This is a genomic window from Lacticaseibacillus porcinae (assembly GCF_003946305.1).
Classification (GTDB): domain Bacteria; phylum Bacillota; class Bacilli; order Lactobacillales; family Lactobacillaceae; genus Lacticaseibacillus; species Lacticaseibacillus porcinae.
This window is the reverse complement of record NZ_RHNS01000011.1, coordinates 20600-39901: the sequence shown is the minus strand read 5'-3', so window position 1 is coordinate 39901 and position 19302 is coordinate 20600. Positions and strand designations below refer to the sequence as shown.

General features: G+C 48.1%; 32 protein-coding genes and 1 tRNA gene. 29 read left to right on the top strand and 4 right to left on the bottom strand.

Going from position 1 to position 19302, the window contains the following annotated elements; all coding sequences use genetic code 11:
• Nucleotides 1–34: 34 nt before the first annotated feature.
• Genes EKM92_RS09360 through EKM92_RS09350 form a run of 3 tightly spaced genes read right to left on the bottom strand, consistent with a single transcriptional unit; the run spans nt 35 to nt 1516 of the window.
• Complete coding sequence (locus EKM92_RS09360) at nt 35–700, bottom strand: hypothetical protein (protein WP_125710143.1); 666 nt, start codon at nt 698–700, stop codon at nt 35–37.
• Between the two features lie 23 nt (nt 701–723).
• On the bottom strand, nt 724–1137 hold the full coding sequence (locus EKM92_RS09355) for an ImmA/IrrE family metallo-endopeptidase (RefSeq protein WP_125710141.1): 414 nt from the start codon (nt 1135–1137) through the stop codon (nt 724–726).
• Nucleotides 1127–1516: a helix-turn-helix domain-containing protein gene (locus EKM92_RS09350; RefSeq protein WP_225420768.1), complete on the bottom strand. Its 390-nt coding sequence runs from the start codon at nt 1514–1516 to the stop codon at nt 1127–1129. Before EKM92_RS09350 ends, EKM92_RS09355 begins: the two co-directional genes overlap by 11 nt.
• 160 nt (nt 1517–1676) lie before the next feature.
• Here EKM92_RS09350 and EKM92_RS09345 point away from each other — a divergent pair, with 160 nt between their 5' ends.
• Together EKM92_RS09345 and EKM92_RS09340 are read left to right on the top strand one after the other, a co-directional pair.
• Nucleotides 1677–1919 (top strand): helix-turn-helix domain-containing protein, encoded by a 243-nt coding sequence (locus EKM92_RS09345; RefSeq protein WP_125710139.1) that lies wholly within the window; start codon nt 1677–1679, stop codon nt 1917–1919.
• Nucleotides 1916–2281: a hypothetical protein gene (locus tag EKM92_RS09340; RefSeq protein ID WP_125710137.1), complete on the top strand. Its 366-nt coding sequence runs from the start codon at nt 1916–1918 to the stop codon at nt 2279–2281. The genes EKM92_RS09345 and EKM92_RS09340 overlap by 4 nt, the downstream gene beginning before the upstream one ends.
• Here EKM92_RS09340 and EKM92_RS09335 read toward each other — a convergent pair.
• Nucleotides 2250–2546: a hypothetical protein gene (locus EKM92_RS09335; RefSeq protein WP_125710135.1), complete on the bottom strand. Its 297-nt coding sequence runs from the start codon at nt 2544–2546 to the stop codon at nt 2250–2252. The two genes, EKM92_RS09340 and EKM92_RS09335, sit on opposite strands and share 32 nt — an antisense overlap.
• A 61-nt stretch (nt 2547–2607) precedes the next feature.
• On the opposite strand from EKM92_RS09335, the gene EKM92_RS09330 reads away from it, so the two are divergent.
• From EKM92_RS09330 to EKM92_RS09195, 27 genes are all read left to right on the top strand, one after another.
• A complete protein-coding gene (locus tag EKM92_RS09330; protein ID WP_125710134.1) occupies nt 2608–2850 on the top strand; it encodes a hypothetical protein in 243 nt (80 codons plus the stop codon).
• A 48-nt stretch (nt 2851–2898) separates the two neighbouring features.
• Nucleotides 2899–3483 carry a helix-turn-helix domain-containing protein gene (locus EKM92_RS09325; RefSeq protein ID WP_125710133.1) on the top strand — a complete coding sequence of 195 codons (585 nt, stop codon included), beginning with the start codon at nt 2899–2901 and terminating at the stop codon, nt 3481–3483.
• Nucleotides 3462–3749: a hypothetical protein gene (locus EKM92_RS09320; RefSeq protein WP_125710132.1), complete on the top strand. Its 288-nt coding sequence runs from the start codon at nt 3462–3464 to the stop codon at nt 3747–3749. The genes EKM92_RS09325 and EKM92_RS09320 overlap by 22 nt, the downstream gene beginning before the upstream one ends.
• Before the next feature lie 12 nt (nt 3750–3761).
• Entirely contained in the window at nt 3762–4022 is a 261-nt protein-coding gene (locus EKM92_RS09315; RefSeq protein WP_125710131.1) for a hypothetical protein, read from the top strand.
• On the top strand, nt 4019–4357 hold the full coding sequence (locus tag EKM92_RS09310; RefSeq protein WP_125710130.1) for a hypothetical protein: 339 nt from the start codon (nt 4019–4021) through the stop codon (nt 4355–4357). Before EKM92_RS09315 ends, EKM92_RS09310 begins: the two co-directional genes overlap by 4 nt.
• Nucleotides 4357–5334, top strand: a complete 978-nt coding sequence (locus tag EKM92_RS09305; RefSeq protein WP_125710129.1) for a DUF1351 domain-containing protein — start codon at nt 4357–4359, stop codon at nt 5332–5334. Before EKM92_RS09310 ends, EKM92_RS09305 begins: the two co-directional genes overlap by 1 nt.
• A gap of 2 nt (nt 5335–5336) precedes the next feature.
• A complete protein-coding gene (locus tag EKM92_RS09300) occupies nt 5337–6272 on the top strand; it encodes a hypothetical protein (protein WP_125710128.1) in 936 nt (311 codons plus the stop codon).
• 42 nt (nt 6273–6314) lie between these two features.
• Nucleotides 6315–7184, top strand: a complete 870-nt coding sequence (locus EKM92_RS09295; RefSeq protein WP_125710127.1) for a conserved phage C-terminal domain-containing protein — start codon at nt 6315–6317, stop codon at nt 7182–7184.
• A complete protein-coding gene (locus tag EKM92_RS09290) occupies nt 7171–7407 on the top strand; it encodes a LexA family protein (protein ID WP_125710126.1) in 237 nt (78 codons plus the stop codon). Before EKM92_RS09295 ends, EKM92_RS09290 begins: the two co-directional genes overlap by 14 nt.
• A 9-nt stretch (nt 7408–7416) precedes the next feature.
• Nucleotides 7417–7824, top strand: a complete 408-nt coding sequence (locus EKM92_RS09285) for a DUF1064 domain-containing protein (protein ID WP_125710124.1) — start codon at nt 7417–7419, stop codon at nt 7822–7824.
• 17 nt (nt 7825–7841) lie between these two features.
• The gene (locus EKM92_RS09280) at nt 7842–8105 is read left to right on the top strand and encodes a hypothetical protein (RefSeq protein WP_125710122.1); all 264 of its coding nucleotides are present in this window, start codon (nt 7842–7844) and stop codon (nt 8103–8105) included.
• Nucleotides 8102–8419 carry a hypothetical protein gene (locus EKM92_RS09275; protein WP_125710120.1) on the top strand — a complete coding sequence of 106 codons (318 nt, stop codon included), beginning with the start codon at nt 8102–8104 and terminating at the stop codon, nt 8417–8419. Before EKM92_RS09280 ends, EKM92_RS09275 begins: the two co-directional genes overlap by 4 nt.
• Before the next feature lie 334 nt (nt 8420–8753).
• Nucleotides 8754–9008 (top strand): hypothetical protein, encoded by a 255-nt coding sequence (locus EKM92_RS09270; protein ID WP_125710118.1) that lies wholly within the window; start codon nt 8754–8756, stop codon nt 9006–9008.
• Nucleotides 9005–9268, top strand: a complete 264-nt coding sequence (locus EKM92_RS09265; RefSeq protein ID WP_125710116.1) for a hypothetical protein — start codon at nt 9005–9007, stop codon at nt 9266–9268. The genes EKM92_RS09270 and EKM92_RS09265 overlap by 4 nt, the downstream gene beginning before the upstream one ends.
• Entirely contained in the window at nt 9261–9803 is a 543-nt protein-coding gene (locus EKM92_RS09260) for a hypothetical protein (protein WP_125710114.1), read from the top strand. Before EKM92_RS09265 ends, EKM92_RS09260 begins: the two co-directional genes overlap by 8 nt.
• On the top strand, nt 9800–10177 hold the full coding sequence (locus EKM92_RS09255; RefSeq protein ID WP_125710112.1) for a hypothetical protein: 378 nt from the start codon (nt 9800–9802) through the stop codon (nt 10175–10177). The genes EKM92_RS09260 and EKM92_RS09255 overlap by 4 nt, the downstream gene beginning before the upstream one ends.
• A gap of 15 nt (nt 10178–10192) precedes the next feature.
• Complete coding sequence (locus EKM92_RS09250) at nt 10193–10549, top strand: hypothetical protein (protein ID WP_125710110.1); 357 nt, start codon at nt 10193–10195, stop codon at nt 10547–10549.
• 11 nt (nt 10550–10560) lie between these two features.
• On the top strand, nt 10561–10899 hold the full coding sequence (locus tag EKM92_RS09245) for a hypothetical protein (RefSeq protein ID WP_125710108.1): 339 nt from the start codon (nt 10561–10563) through the stop codon (nt 10897–10899).
• Nucleotides 10892–11113 (top strand): hypothetical protein, encoded by a 222-nt coding sequence (locus EKM92_RS09240; protein ID WP_225420767.1) that lies wholly within the window; start codon nt 10892–10894, stop codon nt 11111–11113. Before EKM92_RS09245 ends, EKM92_RS09240 begins: the two co-directional genes overlap by 8 nt.
• A 662-nt stretch (nt 11114–11775) precedes the next feature.
• A tRNA-OTHER gene (locus tag EKM92_RS09230) sits at nt 11776–11834 on the top strand.
• A gap of 627 nt (nt 11835–12461) precedes the next feature.
• Nucleotides 12462–12752: a hypothetical protein gene (locus EKM92_RS09225; RefSeq protein ID WP_125710102.1), complete on the top strand. Its 291-nt coding sequence runs from the start codon at nt 12462–12464 to the stop codon at nt 12750–12752.
• Between the two features lie 41 nt (nt 12753–12793).
• Nucleotides 12794–13600 carry a phage terminase small subunit gene (terS, locus tag EKM92_RS09220; protein ID WP_125710099.1) on the top strand — a complete coding sequence of 269 codons (807 nt, stop codon included), beginning with the start codon at nt 12794–12796 and terminating at the stop codon, nt 13598–13600.
• Entirely contained in the window at nt 13581–14882 is a 1302-nt protein-coding gene (locus EKM92_RS09215; RefSeq protein WP_125710097.1) for a PBSX family phage terminase large subunit, read from the top strand. The genes terS and EKM92_RS09215 overlap by 20 nt, the downstream gene beginning before the upstream one ends.
• 57 nt (nt 14883–14939) lie before the next feature.
• Entirely contained in the window at nt 14940–16466 is a 1527-nt protein-coding gene (locus EKM92_RS09210) for a phage portal protein (protein ID WP_164509958.1), read from the top strand.
• Nucleotides 16450–17580, top strand: coding sequence for a phage minor capsid protein (locus EKM92_RS09205; RefSeq protein WP_164509957.1), 1131 nt, complete (start codon nt 16450–16452; stop codon nt 17578–17580). Before EKM92_RS09210 ends, EKM92_RS09205 begins: the two co-directional genes overlap by 17 nt.
• 66 nt (nt 17581–17646) lie before the next feature.
• Nucleotides 17647–18273, top strand: a complete 627-nt coding sequence (locus EKM92_RS09200) for a hypothetical protein (protein WP_125710092.1) — start codon at nt 17647–17649, stop codon at nt 18271–18273.
• Nucleotides 18274–18287: 14 nt separating this feature from the next.
• Nucleotides 18288–19298, top strand: coding sequence for a phage major capsid protein (locus tag EKM92_RS09195; protein WP_125710091.1), 1011 nt, complete (start codon nt 18288–18290; stop codon nt 19296–19298).
• Nucleotides 19299–19302 lie beyond the last annotated feature (4 nt).

Here is a 19302-nt window from a genome sequence, read left to right as displayed (position 1 = left end):
CTCCCAGCCTCCGCGCGAGGCTTTTTGTTTGCGGTCAGTTGTTGATGCCGACTCGAATTTCAGTTAGTTCACCGTTTGAGTTTAAAGTACGGTCAACTTTATATACGCGATTCAGCGTAGCAGACGAGTAAACTGCAGTTTTTCCATCTGCGCTTTGGCTGTCTTGCTTAGCATCCGACCCCATCCATTGTGTGGTGAGTTCATTAATGTGCGACGCATCTAGCTTCAAATCCATGGGCGAATCGACAAAACTCATTTCAGCTACGTTAATAGTGTCATTTGTAATTCCAAAGGTGATGCGCATTGCACCGGCATGGCCTTGATAGAATCCCGCACTATTTTTCTTCAGGTCCGAGACGTAATCTTTCATTTTTGACTTATCAAAATGGCCATATACAAGATTCGTCTCAGGGGAATCGGATTCATCAGTTGAAGATTCAGAGCTCTCCGAGCTGCTTTCGGAATTGGATTCCGAATCCGAGCTCTCGCTGTCAGATGATTCAGAGCTAGAATCAGATTCATCATCAGCGGTATCGTCGTCGGTGTACCCGTTTAAATCACCAGCATCGACGTCATCGTCATCATTGCTGAACTCGGACTGGCCAGCCTGTTGTGCCTGATAGTCTTGGTAGAAGTAATATCCACCACCAGAAGCAAGAAGGACTACCGCGATCCCAATACCCCAAATATATTTTTTCATCTTACATTCTCCCCATATATCAATTACATTTCTGGGCAACCATAGGCGTGCACCAGATCGCCATAAGTATCAGGAAGACGTCCATAGTCCTCCTGGAAAAGCCAAATCATTAATTCCTTACCAAATGCGTCCGCCTGTGCCTCTGCTCTATCGTCGCCGTGGGGGACCATTTTGTAATACCCGCCAACATCTGCGTGAAGAAGCACATGGCCAAGCTCATGACCCATGACAAAATACTTTTTGAGGCTTTCACGAATGCTAAAGTCTAGCATCACGATTGGCTGTCCAAACAAGTTTCGAGTTCGGCCAAGCACCTCACCGCCTAGGTCAGTCCAGCGAACATCAACATTCAATTGTTCCGCAATCTTGAACGGGTCAGCAGAGCCATAGCGGTGGATGAGATAAGGAATGATATCGTCCCTATCGTTATTTGTCACTCTGCTTTCGCTCCTTCAGTTTGTCCCAAAAGATTTGGGTGAGAGCCAAGTTCAACTTAGCATTTTGATCGTTAGTAAGTTTTTGACCACCAAAGTTGAACGATGTTCCGTCTTTATCATCGAGGACGTCTTGAAGATCAATCACATCCTGCTTTGTTGCCCAGACGGGTGTGTTGTTATTTCCAAGAAGATAATCAGTAGTCACTCCATAGAACTCCGCAAATTTGCCAAGTTCTTCGGCGGAAACTCCACGAGTTCCGCTTTCAATTTTGTTGATGATTGTGTTGTTGATACCGATTCTTCGTCCGAGCTCTACTTGCGAAAGATTTTCGGATTCGCGTAAGTTTATGAGCCGTTTTCTCAGCACTTCGATTGCCATGAGTATTCCTCCGTTTTGCGCTATCCGCAAATATAATATAGCACCCGTTGCGACTATCGCTAACTTTATTTCGAATATCGCTAAATATCTGTTGACTTTGCGAATATCGCTATGTATTATATGTTCATAAGGTTGCTAATATCGCAAAGGAGGTGAGCTAATGAGTTACCAGATTAACCTTGAATTGATTCAAAATACTCGCGAGTCAAAAGGAGTTTCGCTCACACACATGGCCAAGGTTTTAGGATTGCCATCCGCTGAGAAGTATAGCCGTCGTGAAAAAGGAGAATATCGATTTCGTGCGACAGAGATTCCAGCCGTATCTCGAGAACTTGGTATCCCGTATGAAAAAATTTTCGTTTCTTCTTTGCGAAAATCGAAAAATAAGGAGGTAGCAAAATGACCCAACACACACCAATCGTCGAAGCATTTTCCCACATGGTGGATTTGCAGGTGGGCGAGCTTCACGCGGCGACAGCCAATAACCACAGCCGTGCACTCCGCCATGGAGCCGAAGCTGAGAACTGGTTCAAGGCAAGCAACTTGCTCATCGACGTTGCCAGTGAAGACGAAGTCCTGATCATGCAGAAGATTTACCGCGACTCCGAGATTTTACCGCTACGCGAGAAGGTTCGCGAAATGCGACATAGCAAAGACAAAGCGGCTGAGCCTGCACGCCCAGCCGCCACTGAAACATTCATTGCCGAAGATAGTTCTGGCAAGGTTCAAGATACTAGCCTTCCAGGCCAAGAATCTTCGTTTTAACAGACTTCCATTCCTTTTCGTTTAACCAGCCTTGGTAGTTCGAATCCTTGATTTCGAAGATATACATGCGGTCGTCCTTATCTAAGAATGGCTTCAAGGTTTCGACTATTTCTTGGGCAGATAAACTGGTTCGGACTAGGTACGTCGATTCTAAATAATGTGTCCACCAACTGGCTTTAAGGTTATTTTCTAGTGCGGCCTTAAGGCTTGCATATCGTTGACCCGGTTCGTGTAGATCGTAAGAAATAATATAGGGCTTTTCCATTATAATCACCTCCTTTGAGGCGATTATCTCACATGTCAATGAACGAAAGGAGGTGAACCACATGGATAACGTCGTAGAAACAATCAAGTCCGACTATGTCGAAACCAACAAATCACGCCTGTGGAATCTTTTCCGCATGAACTTCCGCGAGAAGAACGCCGCTGGACAGCAAAGCATGAAGCTGGGTTCTAACTTCACTGCTTATCCAGAGTTGATTCAACAAATCAAGGGTTTAGGAATTGATGTCTACGTTGATGACGCCGGAAGCACACATTTTGACTGGCATAACGCATTTGACGATTAGGCCGTACATGTTTGCTACCAGTTAATTATAGGAATAGAGGAATTGAATATGGAACGTAAACTTTCCAATGCCAATCCGATTCGCATCAAGCTTGGACACAAGTTGAGCCAAGTTATTGAACGTCAAGGATTGACACAGAAATATCTTGCACACATGACGGGACGTAGCAACGCCACCATCAACAACTACACAAACGATTATCCAGCTAGTCCCAACGATGCCGTGAATATCGCCAACATCGCTGATGACACACAATTTTCGGAGGACTTGGGGCACATGATGCTTGGCTTGCTCAAGTCATTCTCTGGGCCAAGAATGCCGAGATCGAACTTATCGGCATTGCTCGACGTTGATGAATTCGAAGAACGCCAAGAGAAGCAGGCCCGCGATTCGGGAAACATCAGACTTCTGATTGGCAATCCCGAGGGTTTGACCACTGCTGATCGTGCCGCGTTGAGAGAATATCTCAATCAAAAGCTCGATAGCACGCTGGTTGATATGACGCTTCTGGGTGCTGGTGCTGACAAACTTGGCATCACGCTCATGGAGCTTTTCGATGATCGGATGCCAGCCTATATCAAGAATCACTACATGGAAGCAGGTGAACCCAAATGGCAACGCAAGCGCGGGTGATTGATTTACGCAAGACCAAACAGATGCCGGCACCAACCGCTGTGGAAACTATCACAGCACGAAGCAGACAGCAATCAAAGCCGAAGCTTGAAGTTCGAATGCGTGCTGGCGAGGTTGCCGAGTACTATCGCGTATCACTTTCAACGGTTTCCCGGTGGAAGCACGGCAAAACTAAACGTGGTGAGCCACTCAAGTTTGAAGGACCAGGACAATCACAGACGGTCGAGCTTGGCTACTTACAAGACTGGTATCGACGTAACTCATAGGAGGTAGAACGAATGGTCGGAATTGTAATCGGAGTTGCTACGGCAGTACCGGCATCAGCCGCAGTTATCTTCATCTCATTCGCCAAGCTCAACGACGCAATGCAACAGCGTTCAGCGACTTGGCGCAAGTTCTTCGATGGATTCAACGACGAAGACGACAAAAAAGCCCCAGCGGGCGCAACCGCAGGGACTGAAAACTTCACATCAAATCAAATTTACCCATCCATTGTATCAAATCGGCTGGGAATCCGAAAGGTGGAAAAGCAATCATGATAGACGTATTTACGCAACATGATCTCAACAAGCGACACGAAGCCGAGGGCGAAGATTATATCGCTTATGACTGGGACGAAGGCGAAATTTACCGGGGTGAAGAAATCTACACCTTGGCTGATGGCACGATCGTTCTAGCCGACATCGATGAGATGAAGGCTTATCTCAAGTACCGCATCCGCAAGCTTGGCCTCAAAAATTGGGTTCAGAACGAGCTCGGTGAAGGCCACGTCGATGACTTCATCATCAGCCTAACGATTGATCACCTCTCGCTTGAAGAATTATTTGAAAGTTACTACGACGCTGATCGTTCAAATGCTGGGGAGGCTGTCTAATGGCAAATGATCTCATGTCACCCGAAGACCTGACTTATAAAGTCGACTTCGACCCAGCCAAAATCGAATTTTTGTACTTTGACGAAATGAAAGCCAATGTACTTGGCTACACGGAACGCTTTAGCAACATTGTTGTATCACCAGAAACCGTGGACGACGCCAAGCAAGTAAAAGCAAACCTCAACAAGCTAAAAAAAGAAGTCAATGACCGTCGAATCGCGATCCACAAGACCTACGAACAGCCATACAAAGAGTTCGAAGCCAAGGTTAAAGAGATCACGGGAATCATCGAGTCCGCTATCAAGCCGATTGATGAATCAGTCAAAGAACTGGCTGAGATTGAGCAAGCCAAGCGGGAAGCAAAAGTGATCGAGTATATCCAAGAACTTGCACCAAGTTATGGCCTTACCCTTGATGATTACGAAATTAAACCGGAATGGGCTAACAAAGGCATGTGGACAGATGCTGGCAAGCCTCGAGTTGCCCTGACACGCGCAATTGGTCAAATGGGGCTAGACATCAACAGCCACCGTGAACGAGTCGCCAACGACAAGTCAGCGGTCGAAGCCTGCGCGACAGCTAATGGCTTAGAGGCGTCCGGTTGGGTCGCCCAAATTGATCAGGGCGCGACGTTCGCTCAACTCCGTGGGCAGATTGATGACGAACTCATGCGGCGCAAAAAGGCCGCTGAGGATGCCAAAAAGAAGGCCGAGGCGCAAGCGGCTATCGATGCCATACACCAGCAACAAACGGCTCAAGGTGTCGTAAACACCGAAACTGGTGAGTTAACTGCTCCTGCTACACCGCAACCAACACCAGACGTTAAACAGCCGACGATCGAGCAGGCAAGCCCTAAGCCACAAGTTTACCGCCAAGCGTTTATCGTCGATGGGACTAAAGAACAGCTTTGGTGGCTTGCCAATCAAATGAACTCTGCCGGCATCAAATATCAAGGCATCAAAAAAGGAGAGTACTAATTATGCAAGAACTTCAAAACTACGCGCCTCAAGAACAGCAAACCGCTATCAGCTTGATTATGAGCATTGACCCACAGCGCATGGCCGGCGAGTTAAGCTCCATCGCTAACTTTCAAAAGTTAGTCAACTCCAATCTTACTGAGGGTCACGACTACGGTGTTATTCCCGGAACTGGTAACAAGCCAACACTACTCAAGCCGGGTGCTGAAAAAATCTTGATGCTGATGGGTCTCCAAAGTCAGTACGAAGTCGTTGATAAGGTTGAAAACTGGGACGGCGGGTTCTTTGCTTACACCGTTCGCGCAACATTGGTACACGACGGCCAAGTGATTACGCAAGGCATGGGTGCAGCCAACACCAAAGAAAATCGTTACCAGCTCAAGGAATGGAGCGATTCCGAAAAAAAGAAAGTCTGGGACGGTACAACCTACCAAGACCCATACACCCTGCAAAACACAGTGCTCAAAATGGCTAAGAAGCGTGCTCAAGTCGACGCTACCTTAACCGTTGCATCGTTATCCGACGTCTTTACCCAAGATACCGAGGACATGAAAGACTTTCTCCAGTCTGAACAACAGCATACAGCAACCACCGGTGACGTTAGCGATATCAAGATCACATTTGGTAAGCATAAAGGCGAAACAATCGGCCAAATTGGTAGCACCAAAGATGGTTATGAGTATCTTGAATGGCTCTCTAAAAATGCCCGTCAGGCCGATATGAAAGCCGCTGTTAACAATTATCTTAGCAAATCTACTAATGGCCAGCAGACGGCATCACAGACTCAACGAGGCCAACAACAAGCACCAGCTAGCCAACAGCAGGCACCACAACCGCGTTACCCGCAGCCGCCAGTTGATGATGCCCCAGGCGTTCAACAACAAACAGGAGCGCCGTGGCCAACAGATAACGACGCGCCCGATTTGCCATTCAGTTAGTTAGGTGATCACATGACAAATATTAGAGCAAGTGGATAGGGGGTGTCGATCACGAATTACTTTCGACAGCGAGAAGCGTTTCGACAATTGCTCACAGACGAATTGTATCTCTCAATGGGGCAAAATCTTCTGTATCGCGAGTTACTGGACTACGCGAACGATCACCGCACATTAGACAAACAATTCAGGTTGAAGAATTCATCTTTAGCAAGCCGGGCCTCACAAAGCGAGGCTGCCTTGAAGAAGAACAGAAACACGCTCGTACAACTCGGATTGATCGAGTTCGACAAAGGAATCAAAGATAAACGCTCACCAGGCTACCAAATCATCAAGTTATATCAGGAATATGGCGAAAGTAGCCGTGACCGTGAAAAAAAAGTAGCCGTGACCGTTACCCCAAGCGTAGCGCCAACCGTAGCTCATAGTACTTCACTACTACCTGACAAAGACTTAAAAGATATAAACCATAGTCCGGCTAAAGCCGAACCTGCCGTGGACTACGAAAAGTTGTTTGAGTATCTCAACAAAAGGAGCGGCAAGCATTTTCGCAACACGCCAACTAACCAGAAACTGGTCAAATCCCGACTTGACGAAGGATTCACTCCTCAGGATATCAAGGACGCGATAGATCACGTTTGTGCTGGTTGGCTTGGAACGGACATGGCGCGTTATATCCAGCCCTCTACGATCTTCCGGGCTTCCAAGTTTGAGGGCTACGTCAACAGTGTTCCAGGTGCCGGGTATAACTTCTCTGGGGGCAAACCCACACGGAAAGAAGACAATCCGGAGTGGATGCAACCGGGGTACAAGCCTGAATCTAAGCCTGTGACGCCGGAAGCCAAGGCAACCATCAACGCAGGGCTAGATCGACTAAAAGCGATGAGGGAGGAGAAAGCGAATGGCATTTCGTAGTTATGCACGCGAACGCGAAATTCTGCGCGCTATCGACGATTTCGCGGAGGAGCATAAATATCCGCCCACCATCCGTGAAATTGGCGAGATGGTCGGTTTATCGTCATCATCGACGGTCGCCAGTTATCTGCGCCGTTTGGAAGATGACAAGATGCTTACCAGCAAGGAGATGCAACCGCGCACCCTTGTGGTGACTGAGGCTGGTCGAGATTTTTACGAATGAGGTGACTTGATGAACGAACTGCCAAAACGTCAATTCAAGCGGCGTAACAAGTATGGCGCTCGAAAGTGTGCAGCTATTGATGGCACGCTTTGCGACAGCCGCGTTGAAGCACTTTATTACAACCGCCTGATAGAAGATGGCAGGTATCACGAAACCAAATATCACCAAGCATTCCAGATTCTCCCGAGCTTTACCCTAAATGGCAAGAAGTACTCACATCGCATCTACACGCCTGACTTCACGTTTTATGACCTTTCTGGAACTCTGGAAAAGGTCGTCGATGTCAAAGGGGGCAACGCCACGATGACCGAGGCGGCTAGATTACGGATCATCATGTTTATGCAGCGCTACAAAGTGCCTGTGATCGTTGCCAGATATGACGCGAGAACTGGTTTGTTTATCGAAGAACAGGCCTGAAAAACGGAGGAATACACATGCAACAAAATAGCAAAATTTATATCGAACTTGATCGTGATGAATTGATCACTGAAGCCATCAATCTCACTGCTGAAGCTACTAAGCCAGTTGTTAACCCTGGATTTTGGACTGAGGACAGTAAAGCCGAAGCCAGAGTTCACGTTGAAAACGATTGGCCAAAGGAACGACTCGCCGCCTTGATTGTCGATGGTGCTAGCGAATCGCTTGCCGCAAAGCTTGTGATGGATGTCGTTCGCGGAATCGTGGAGGCGTCGAAATGAGTAACGAACGTAAATACCTGCTTATGACCAGTAAGCACTCCGACAAGAAGCATCCACTATTTTGGGGCTCCTTGACCAAGGATGATGAAGCTCGCTCGTTTTCCGGATATACCAACTGGCCAGATAAAGCGGAGCATTACCCCAGCGAAGAGATTTACAAGCAATTTGCAGATCCAATCGAGCTGACGCCAATGCTTCCGCTGCCTACGATATTTGGTCGAGTTGCACGATTTACGCCAGCAGATTGGTGGCAGCATTCAAATGATGATGACATCTACGTGATTACAGAGGAGGAAATTCATGAAAATCTGTGAAGGAATTTTAATGGCAGCACTGCTAGTAGTGCTGTTCTTTACCACTTTGAACTTTGTATTTTTCAGCGGGTTACTGCTACCGCTGTTCGACATCCTGCTTTGCATTTTCCTAGTTCTGATGATCGTACTCATTGAAATCTGGGAGGGTAAGAAGCCAAGTGAATGAACCGCTTTACTATTTGTTCGTGGATCGCCCGGACATCAAACCGCGGTGGCAGGAGTTTCTGTGTTGGGATGGGGCGGCTAATGCGTTCGTCGAGTTCCCATCTGATATGCTTGCATTCCCGTTCACTGAAGCCGGAGCGATTCATCAGGATCCAGAAGGGAGATATACATGGATAAGATGTTTTTGATTCAAGTCAAAACTCCTGGCAATCCGGTCTACTTTGGCGGGTTCAAGCAAGTACATGGCCACCAATATCCATCACTGACAGAATACCAGTCACACGCAAAACCTTGGAAGACTGCGCGTGGCGCTCACCACGTTCGTAAAGTGCTTGCCAGAGATTTTGCGGACTATCTAAACGTGTTAGCGCCGGACATGCTGGAAATGTCAGTTATTGCCGTACAAGGGAGGAAAACAGCATGAGTGAAATTGCTGAAAACTTTAAGCTGCTACACGAAAAGCAAAAGGAAGCACGTTGGCACCGAAGCCGAATGAATTTGGCAGCGCTGGATCAGGCTGGCATCAAGTACATATACCAAGCTGATTCTGGCACTGTGATCGTTGGCAAGTATCAGTTTTGGACAACTACTGGAAAATGGATGAAGCATGGTACTCGGCTTCGCGGCATCGATGCTGACACATTCATCCGTGCCATTAGAAATGATGAGGCCGTCGATGAGTGAGGCCATGAAAGTTCGCTACATCGGGGATTACTACGAAAAAGGTACTTACGAAGTGCTGAAGCGTTATGAAAATGGCTATTTCAAGCTGAAGGGGAAACTTTTTGAAGGCCATGAGATTCTCGCGGGTCCAGATGAAGTGCGACCAGAGCGAATTTTGACTGACGTTCATCCAATCAGGGGTGGATTTACTGTTGGGTACAATACCCAGCCGAAGGGCGTCGGGGCAAAGCCGGAATTTTTGCTTTATGACATCGGTGCCTATCCGGTCATTCGTCACGGCTATTCATTTGGTGATCCAACGTTTGAACTAATTCGTGACCATGGGTTCATCAAAGACTGCTGGAACGTTTTAGAAAATTACGATGTTCCAGGGCAATGCAGTGAAACCCTTGGCTCAGGTTGGGCAGAGTTGGAAGACGGTACGATTAAGTATTTTCCATGTGAGAAGTACCACAGCTCCGCACTTGATAAGATGCCAAAATTAGCATACGAAGTTAAGCCCAAACACGGGCACGAGGAGATAAGTCTATTTTGAAACACCTCATCACAGCAATTTGCATTGGTGCTTCAGTTATTTTATTAGCTGCGTGTGGCACTACGGACGAAATCGCAAACGGAAAGGTGCCAGCAGTAAAAGCAGATGTCGTTTCGACAAAGCATCATGAAAAAATGTGGTTTACGATGATGCCCATGCCTATTTACAATGGCAAGTCTACAACCATCAGGCTGGTTCCGATGTGGCATGAAGATAAGACCGTTACGATCTACTACCGATTTGATGGCAAGAAATATTCCGTCAAGACTAGTGACTTCCAGGTGAAGCAGCACGCTGGCAACCAATACATCAAGATACGCAGAAAAGACATTGGAAAGCGTGATGTCCCGGTAGTCCTATACACACATGATTGAGGAGATGAGTTTATTTTGACGAAAATTGCGATGTCTGATCAAGAATCCGACTTGGTACATTACGAGCTAGGATCATCGCACGGCGCTATGTATGCTCGAGTGCACGAGCCTGCGTGGATTGCTAATGAGCCATTTTATCTGAATGGCCATGGTTATGAAGTAGGCTCAACATTCACCAAGCTCGGTGGTCATCGAAAAGCTACGGCGTTTGAGCTACAAGAAGGCCACTACATCGAGTATGCTGGCCGGATTGATAACCTGTTGCTATTCAAATCGGATGGCGTGGAGTTGGATGGTTGGTATTACGCGTTCTATCAGGTTGGCGACCGGCTGCTGATTGTCTCAGATAGCGGCGCCCATGATGTTTGGTAGGAGGTTATTCCATGACTAAGGCCACAAAACAAGGCGTATTTGACAGTCTGCTTGCCACGTACGAAGGAACTGATAAAGCGCTGGTTGATGAATTCGGTGGTGCACCTGAAGATATTCAAGAATGGCGGGATGAGTACGCTGCGGCACTGCAAGTTCCACTCCCAGTTATTCCAAGGGCAGTCGGCGAGCGAATCAGGTTTGAAAAGCGTTGGGGTGAAAATTTATATCACCTGTTCGTCACAATCGATTTGAACAATATCCATAGTGCAGTAGAAGATTGGATCGCCCAACACAGTGACACGTTCGCCATTGCGTGGTCGCTGAATGAGTGGGAGGAAATCGATGGCTGATCATAGTCGATTTACGAGTGTGTATGTGAAACGTCCTGGCAATTTGTGGGAGAAACACATTAAGTATGATTTTGGAATCGTGATCCGATATGTTGGACACACACCTGGATTTGATCAGGCACGCTTTGACGTTTGGATTCCTGACACGAACACCATTCGTAGTGCGTTTATTACTGATATTCGTAAATATCCGATTAGACGAAAAAAGGCATAAAAAAAGCGCACCACCACGGGCACGCTATGATCGAATCTGACAAATCTGATTATAGCATAAGGGGTGGCGGGTCGATGGAGCTTTTTCCAGTGAATGAAGAAAAGAGCCGCGCGGCGGCAGAGGACGTGTTTAAAGAATATCGACTGCAGCGTGGCTTGATGTCAGCTCCGGTCAATCCAAGGATCACCAGCTCGTGGGGGGATGGCCAACCAACCGGCTCACAATCCCCACGTCCATACGCTCAGCAGTTGATGGAACGTAAACAGCACGCAGAAGCTTATTGTAAGTGGTGTGATCGGTGTATCGATTCGTTACCGAAACGATCACACCAGCAATTATTGAGGGCACGCTATTGCGATGGCCCGGAATCAATTCACCCAGACACAACCGCTATCGGTGCGCTTGATTGGCCAAGTGCTACATACTTTCGGCGAAAGAATGAGGCGCTGTTGGCCGCGGCGTTTTATTTAGGAGTGGAAACTGCGTGAGAGTAATTTGATAGTAAATTGAGAGTGAATTGATAGTAAATTGAGAGGACTTTGAGAGTTCGGGAGTCTTATGCTTATATCGTGCCAGCAATTAGAACGGCAGGTACAGAAGTTGGGGGCAAGCAATTGCCAAAGGCGGTCGAAGTAACCGTCTCCTCGCTATGATAGGCGAGGGCAACCATAGCTCAGTTGGTAGAGCAATTAGGTCGTGGGTTCGAGTCCCACTGGTTGCGTATCGTCATGATGGATGTGCTTGAGATGAGATGGTATCAAAATCAAGAGTAGTACATTCGGCTGGACCTCATAGCTCAGAGAATGATGACGTCGGAATGGGTTGCGCAGCCTATTCCGGCTATCTCCATCATCTGGATAGAGCGTTGCACTGATAATGTAAAGGTCGCCGGTTCGAATCCGGTTGAGGGCACATTAAGGCTGATGGCGATTATTATGGGGCGTTGGCAGAACGTCAAATGCACACTGCTAGCGTGGTTGTGGACATAGCCCACAAGTAGGTTCAACTCCTTCACGCCCCATTGCTGGGCAGGCATGACCTAGCAAACATTTTGCCATGTGTGTAATTCATCCGGTTAGTGACCTGCCAAAGGGTCACTGATCTTAGCCTCGGCGTGTGGGCACAGAATCAAAAAAATAAAATGTGAAGGAAGTGTTAGCACTCCTTTGGAAACTCATAGCACGCAACAATCGAATAGTCTCAAGTTAGGCGTCTGGTGGTGACCGGGCGTCTATTTGATTGCAATCGAAACGGGGTGGACCCGATGAAAATGAATCGATACAACGGCGGCCTCATGACTGCCAACGAATGGCAGATGATTTGTCATGTGTGTAAGGAGGAGAAACGTTTGGCCAAACCATTAACAGATGAACAGAAGAAACAACAAGCAGAGCGTGAACGATTAGAAGTTATCTATAAGCGGAACAAACGGCTTGGATATCACGCTACCGTGTACGTGGATCCTGACAATAACGCTCGCCGCCGTGCATCTAGCTACATTAGTGAGATCATGCCGACGACAAAATGCGCAGCTCGTGATGGAAACCCAATTGCCAATATCTTCAAGGGTGCACGACAAGTTGAACAGGTCGAAGAATACTCACGTGCTGACTTGGCCAAGAAATATGAAGCTGACTAGAATTACAAAACAACACGAAGCCGGGGAGGTGGTGCAGATGCATGGGACGGGCTAGAAATCCTTATCGAAACACGGCTCGAAAAATATGGGTCAATTCCAATGGCACTGCACTTTTGAAAGACATTGCCGCCCAGTTGAATGTGTCTGCCAGTACTATCCGAAAATGGAAGTCCGAGGATCACTGGGAGCTTGAAACGAAACGGAGCGCTCCGAAAAAAATAAAGGAGCGCTCCGAAAAACTGCGTGGCAATCAGAACGCGGTTGGCAATGATGGCGGCCCTCCTGAAGGCAACAAGAACGCAGTCACACATGGGCTGTTTGCCAACTGGCTACCCGATGAGACGAACCAGATTATTGACAGCATGGCTGACCGATCGCCTGCCGATCTTATCTGGGATCAGATTCAGATTCAGTACGCTGCTATTATCCGAGCACAGAAAATTATGTATGTGTCTAACATCGATGATCATAGCAAGATGCGTTCTGGTTACCAAGATGGAGCCATGAGCCAGGGCGAGACCTATGCCACTGAATTCTCCTGGGATAAGCAAGCGGGGTTTATGTCTGCACAATCTCGAGCAATGGGCACCCTTTTGAATCTCATCAAGCAATTCGTTACGATGTGTCCACCTGAAGATGAGCGCAAGAACAAGGCTGAGTCAATCAAGCAATCGCTCAAGAAGGCCAAGGCTGATGCACGTCAAGCTGATGCTAATGCTGAAATGACAGAAATAGAGCGCGACAAGATGAAGGGCGTCGGGTACAAGAACCCATTGCTTGAAGCTATTGCAAAGGGCGCTAAGGCTTTGCTACCAGAGGAGGCTGACGATGCAAACAAACCTGACTGAAGTTAATTACTCACCAAAGCAGTCGAGTTTCATCTTTTCAAAGTTTGATCACACGTTTGATGTGAATGAAGGCAGTATCCGTGCCGGCAAGACCGCTGCGGATGATGCACGACTGGCACTGTTTTACACGCTGTCAACTGATGAGAACCATCTGGTCAGCGCATATAATCAGGAACTCGCATACAACCTCTTCATTGAAGGCGACGGCATGGGCTTGGCTTACATCTTTGACGGTTGTTCTGAATTGCGACGGGATCGCTCAGGCGACCATCTCGCAATTGACCTGCCAAGTGGGCACAAGAAGGTCTACTTCAAAGGTGGAGCAAAGAGTAACAGTGCCAATGCCATTCGGGGGATGTCCCTGGGATCAGTTGCCTACTCGGAAATCAATCTGTTGAATCTGGAATTCGTCAACGAATCGTTTCGGCGGACTGCAGCGGCTCAATTTCGCTACCATCTTGCTGATTTAAACCCGCCAGCGCCACAAGATCCAATCATCAAAGTCTTTGCCGAGCGTGATGCTCATTGGCTTCATTGGCGAATGAACGACAATCCGGTGATGACACCACGGCGACTTGCTGAGATGGAGGCTGAGCTCAAGAAGAACCCATACCTGTACAAGCGTGACTGGCTCGGCTTGCGCGTGATGCCTGAGGGTGTTATTTACGCTATGTTTGATCCAGATACGATGACAGAAGCAACTTTGATGGGCGATCCTGTCGAAATGTACTTCGAAGCCGATGCTGGTCAAGAAGACGCGACGACTATGAGTTGCAACATCGTGACTCGTCGACGCGTTAACGGACAGTACAAGTTCGTTCTCAATCGTGTTGCTAACTTCTACCACAGCGGACGTGAGACTGGCGATAAGCGAGCCATGTCGACTTATGCGGCTGAGCTCGTTGAGTTTATCCATTGGTGCTGTGATCGTTGGCAAATGCACTACAGCACTGTTGAAGTGGATCCTGCTTCGTTGGCATTACGAATGGAGCTGATCAAGCTTGGTGTTGACGCAAACACCGCAAACAACAACGGTCATGAAGTCGTTGGTGGTCGTAAAGGCATCGAAGTTGGTATCCAACGTCAGCAGAATCTGATGGCGAACGGTCAATTCAGGCTGGTTGAAACACCAGATGATTGCGACTACAGCAATTATCACTACATCAAGGAACTTGGCATGTATGTCCGTGATCCAAACAGCGGACAACCAGTCGACGCGAACAACCACGCGATGGACGAAAGTCGATACGCAGCCAATTACTTCTATGCGAATTACATGTAAGGCGGTGATCCAATGTTCCACAATCTATGGTTACGAATAAAGGGGGTGTTAGCAAGAATGGGAATCATTCAATCGATTAAGCAAGTGGCAGACGTCGCGTCATTGCCGGTAGATGATGCTGAGATGAATCGAATCGCCACGTGGATGAGCCTTTATCAGGGCAATCCTAGCTGGATCAATGAGGAATGGGACGACTTCAAGGATCATCACCACGTGAGTCAAATCATGTCGATGCACATGCCGAAAGTGTCCGCTAAGAAGATGGCCACACTGGTGTTCAACCAAGCCGCCACTATCACAGCGTATGAATCGGGCAAAGAACCACAGCCTGGTAAAACATCGCCAGATGATGATCAAAATGGTCCCAATCAGATGCTCCAACAAATCTTTGAACACAATCATTTCACAGTGAACTTCGAGCGCTGGCTTGAATATGCGTTTGCCACTGGTGGGATTGTCGCCGTTGAGTACGTCAACAATGGCGAGGTTAAGATTCGGTTCGCAACTGCTGATGCAGTTATTCCATTGAGCCAAGATGCTAACGGAATCACCGAGTGTGTGATTGCCTCCACTAAGGTTGTGAATAGCCATCACTACACATTGCTCGAGTGGCACCAAGAAGATGAGACTGCCTATCTGATTAAGAATCAACTCTATAAATCAACGTCAACTGATGGCAGTGATCTCGGTGTCGAAGTTCCGTTGTCCGAGATTTATCCGAACTTGAAGCCGAAGGTGCGCTATCTTAAAGCACAATACACCCGGCCGACCTTCCAATACTTGAAGCCTAACATCGCCAACAACTTTAACCTTGATTCACCGCTCGGCGTGCCTATTTATGCCAACGCGTTGGACACGTTGCAGATGCTTGATGAGACGTACAACTCGCTCATGCAAGAAATTATCATGGGTAAGCGTCGGATTGCTGTACCTGATTACATGTTGCAAGGCGAAATGAATCCAACTACTGGCAAACGCAAGTGGCGAGTCGACTGGCAAGAGCGTGTCTATCTTCCGTTGAAGGTTGATCGCAACGGCCAAGGCAACCAGGATATCAAGGACTTAACACTTCCACTGCGTACTGATCAACTGATTGCGACAATCAACAGCTTGCTCCGAATCTATGCGGCTCAAATTGGCTTCAGTGCCGGCGCATTTTCGTTTGATGGTGAGTCAGTACAAACCGCTACCGAAGTTGTGAGCCAAAACTCAGAAACTTACCAAACCAAAAACAGCCATGAAACGCTCGTAGCGCGGTTTATTCAAGACGTGGCAACATCATGCCTAGAACTTGCTAAGAACGCCACGAGCGTCCCATATTCGGACACAGCAGACGTCACAATCAACGTTAACTTCGACGATAGCATCGCTAAAGACCGCGATGAGAACGCCAAGTACTATCAGACCTTGAACGGTAACAAGGCGCTCATGCCGCACATCGAATCAATCAAACGTGCCAACAGCTTGGACGATAAGACCGCACAGCAATGGCTTGACCAAATCAATGACGAGGAACAGCCAGACGCTGACGTTGATGACCTGATTAGCAAGAATGCAGGTGAAGACGATGCTGACGCCGGATGACCTTGATAATATCTCTCAGCCGCATGAACAAACTGCAGGCGATCTTGAAGACTTGGCTTGGGCCTATGTCGTTAAGGTGCTCGCTGATGCGGAAGCTAACCGTGATCACAGCGACGACGAGAACTTGGATGCTGACGACTGGCGACAAGAGTTGGTTCAACACGCCGATGACGTACTGAAATATGTGCGCAGGCAAGGCAATTCGTCGTTCAATCAAATCATTAAGTCCACTGACAAAGCAGTCCAATCCGTTCCGCTGCTGGCGCAAGCTAGCAATGAAGCTAGGATGCAATCGTTGATTGATAAGGGTCTTGTTCGCACTCCACATTCACTTGCTGAGTCGCAAGCAGTTAACAAGATTGTCCAACGTGGCCAAGCCGAAGCTGATCATTACTTGGGTTTAGCCAAGAAGAACATGCCAAAGCATGCAGCCAAAGTGTTCAAGTCAATCGTTAACGATGCGACGCTTGCAATCAAGAACGGAAGTACACCACGTGAGGCGTTGGCCAAGGCTTCTGAACAATGGGCCAAAGCTGGTGTTCCTGCATTGGTCGATAGTGCTGGCCGTCGTTGGCATCCTGATACATACCTGCGAATGGTAATCCAGACACAGGTGCAGTCAGTTACCAACGATGTCACCATTCAGCGTTCCCGTGACTACACTGGACTGGTCAAGGTCAGCAGTCACGCTGGCTGTAGGCCAACACACTTGCAGTATCAAGGCAACGTGTACAGTGTGTCTGACATCAACCTCAGTGAATATCCTGACCTCAACGAAGCGACGAATTTTGGCAGTGCCGGCGGCTTGTGCGGTATCAATTGTCACCATTACGTGATGACCTATGTGCCTGGTTACGATGTGCCGGATGTTGATACCCTTGACCCCAAAAGCAATAACGAACAGTATCAATTGACCCAGACCCAACGCCGTTATGAGCGTGATGTGCGCGCCGCTAAACGGTCACTGGTGGCTGCCAAAGCTTTCGGAGACCAGAAGGCTATCGACATGGCTAACCGTGCAGTGAGAGCCAGGCAGGCACGCGTGCGCATGTTAGTGCGTGATCACCCAGACGAGCTTGTTCGTCAGTACGACCGTGAAAAGAATATCTTGTAGCTACCCGGTCCTGAGCATGACCAATCAAAAACTGTTCTATTTTTATACCCAAAAGGGGGAGAAAAAATGTTTCGAAAGCGACATCTAATTATGTTTGCGCCTGATGCCGGTGCTGGCCAAGGCAATGGCAGCGGTGCCCCTGCTGGTTCCGCCGGCGTTGATCAGGGCGCAGGACAGGCCGGCGGCACTCCACCAGTAGACCCACCAGCAACACCAACAGCTGATGACGTAAAGGCCGGTTTCTTGAAGGATTTAGGCGTTGGTAGCATGGAAGACCTGCAGGCCATCATCAAGGCCAAAGCAGATGCTGACGCTGCCAACCACACCGACCTCGAGAACGCTCAAGCCAACCTCGAAAAGGCAAACAAGAACGCTACCACACAAGCTACCCGTGCTGACAACGCTGAGGCTCAATTGGCCGCATATAAGCAAGGAGTTTCTGAAGATCATATCGATGATGCTTTGGCCTTGGCTCGTGCTGACTTGGCTTCCAAGCGTGATGGTGCGAAAACCATTGAAGATGCTCTAAAAGGCGTGCTCACTCGCAACCCAGCATTTAAGGGCGGCGAAGCGGCCACCAACCCGGATGGCACAGCCGTCGATGATGACAATGCTACTGGCAGTGGCACCGCCGAAAAGAATGACATTTTGGCACAAGTTAAGGAACTGAATAAGTTCCGAATCATTCACTAAAGGAGACTTAAATAATGACATTTAATCCTGATACAACCACGATGCAGGACGCGATGAACGGGTATATTCCAACCAAGTTAGGAACTGACATCATTACTGATGTTAAAACCGGTTCTGCAATCATGAAGTTGGCCAAGGCCCGCGTGATGACCAAGCCTGTAGAAGAATTTACGTTCATGTCCGGCGTCGGTGCCTACTGGGTCGGTGAAGGCGAAAAAATTCAAACCAGCAAGCCAACTTGGATGAAGGGCACGATCGAAGCACATAAGATGGCTGTGATCATTCCTACTTCTAAGGAAAACTTGAAGCACAGTGTGACGAACTTCTTCGAATTGATGAAGCCAGAAATTGCTGAAGCATTCTACAAGAAGTTTGACCAGGCTGCTATGTTCGGCACGGGTTCACCTTACCCACAATCTCTGATTGGTTCCGCCTTATTAGCAAAGCAATCGGTTGTTGAGACTGCAAACAAGTACGAAGATGTTTCCGGCGCAATGGAATTCTTGGAAGATAACGACCTTGATGCCAACGGGATTGCCGCACCACGTTCTCAACGTCGTAAGTACCGGAGCACCAAGGACGAACAAGGCCTGCCAATCTTTACCAGTGCGCACGATAATACTCCAGCCGATTTGCTTGGATTACCAATTGCGTGGACTCCAAAGGGTTCCTGGGACAAGACGAAAGCTAATGAGTTCGTTGCAAACTGGGATGATGTTTACTACGGCATCTTGGACGCCATCGAATACAGCATCTTGACTGAAGCTACTCTCACGACTGTTGTTGACGAAAACGACAAACCAATCAATCTTGCTGAAAGCGACATGGTTGCAATCAAGGCAACATTCTCCCCAGCCTTCATGGTTCTGCGTGACGAATCTGTTGCTGCTGTTGTGCCATCTGATGGCAAGGGCGTTGCAAACAAGAAGCCTGCACGTCGCAAAGTTGTTAAGCATAGCATCTTGAACCCTGACAGCGACCCAGCCGATGCTGGCACTGGCGACACGGGTACAGCGTCAAAATAGACGC